This window comes from Microbacterium sp. SCPM-O-B-15248 (M128), from assembly GCF_058214835.1.
Map to the genome: position 1 here is coordinate 1 of NZ_JBYQLI010000018.1, position 1,898 is coordinate 1,898.

Consider the following 1,898-nt stretch of genomic DNA (forward strand, 5'->3'; position numbering starts at 1 on the left):
AGAACATCGTCCCCGACACCAAGTCAAATGTTCCACCCATGAGCTACCGGCAGACACATTCGGTCTGATCCGGCGCCTGGACACTCACAGCCGAAACCATGAACGCCAGATGCTCCTTAGAAAGGAGGTGATCCAGCCGCACCTTCCGGTACGGCTACCTTGTTACGACTTAGTCCTAATTACCGATCCCACCTTCGACGGCTCCCTCCACAAGGGTTGGGCCACCGGCTTCAGGTGTTACCGACTTTCATGACTTGACGGGCGGTGTGTACAAGACCCGGGAACGTATTCACCGCAGCGTTGCTGATCTGCGATTACTAGCGACTCCGACTTCATGAGGTCGAGTTGCAGACCTCAATCCGAACTGGGACCGGCTTTTTGGGATTCGCTCCACCTCACGGTATTGCAGCCCTTTGTACCGGCCATTGTAGCATGCGTGAAGCCCAAGACATAAGGGGCATGATGATTTGACGTCATCCCCACCTTCCTCCGAGTTGACCCCGGCAGTATCCCATGAGTTCCCACCATTACGTGCTGGCAACATAGAACGAGGGTTGCGCTCGTTGCGGGACTTAACCCAACATCTCACGACACGAGCTGACGACAACCATGCACCACCTGTTTACGAGTGTCCAAAGAGTTGACCATTTCTGGCCCGTTCTCGTATATGTCAAGCCTTGGTAAGGTTCTTCGCGTTGCATCGAATTAATCCGCATGCTCCGCCGCTTGTGCGGGTCCCCGTCAATTCCTTTGAGTTTTAGCCTTGCGGCCGTACTCCCCAGGCGGGGAACTTAATGCGTTAGCTGCGTCACGGAAACCGTGGAATGGTCCCCACAACTAGTTCCCAACGTTTACGGGGTGGACTACCAGGGTATCTAAGCCTGTTTGCTCCCCACCCTTTCGCTCCTCAGCGTCAGTTACGGCCCAGAGATCTGCCTTCGCCATCGGTGTTCCTCCTGATATCTGCGCATTCCACCGCTACACCAGGAATTCCAATCTCCCCTACCGCACTCTAGTCTGCCCGTACCCACTGCAGGCCCGAGGTTGAGCCTCGGGATTTCACAGCAGACGCGACAAACCGCCTACGAGCTCTTTACGCCCAATAATTCCGGATAACGCTTGCGCCCTACGTATTACCGCGGCTGCTGGCACGTAGTTAGCCGGCGCTTTTTCTGCAGGTACCGTCACTCTCGCTTCTTCCCTGCTAAAAGAGGTTTACAACCCGAAGGCCGTCATCCCTCACGCGGCGTTGCTGCATCAGGCTTCCGCCCATTGTGCAATATTCCCCACTGCTGCCTCCCGTAGGAGTCTGGGCCGTGTCTCAGTCCCAGTGTGGCCGGTCACCCTCTCAGGCCGGCTACCCGTCGACGCCTTGGTGAGCCATTACCTCACCAACAAGCTGATAGGCCGCGAGCCCATCCCAGACCGAAAAATCTTTCCAACCCCCACCATGCGATAGGAGCTCATATCCAGTATTAGACGCCGTTTCCAGCGCTTATCCCAGAGTCCAGGGCAGGTTGCTCACGTGTTACTCACCCGTTCGCCACTGATCCACCAAGCAAGCTTGGCTTCACCGTTCGACTTGCATGTGTTAAGCACGCCGCCAGCGTTCATCCTGAGCCAGGATCAAACTCTCCGTAAAAGAAAAATGCCCACCCAACCGGAATAAGGTCGGGACAGACGAGTTCAATCTGACCAAACAGGAAGTCAAAACTGACTATCCAGATGCCAACCCCAAAGGGTTGGACTTTGATCCAAAGGAATTTCTCGCAGTCCGAAGACCGACGAGGAATAAATTGGCATTTGACAAGTGCACGCTGTTGAGTTCTCAAGGAACGGACGCACCCACAGAACCAGCCCAAAAGACCGTAACCATGAGGCAACTTCACTACCTTATA

General features: G+C 55.0%; 1 rRNA gene. It reads right to left on the bottom strand.

What is annotated here, in order from left to right:
• Positions 1-120 precede the first annotated feature (120 nt).
• Positions 121-1,642: ribosomal RNA gene (locus AC3E6M_RS17030) — 16S ribosomal RNA — on the bottom strand.
• Positions 1,643-1,898 lie beyond the last annotated feature (256 nt).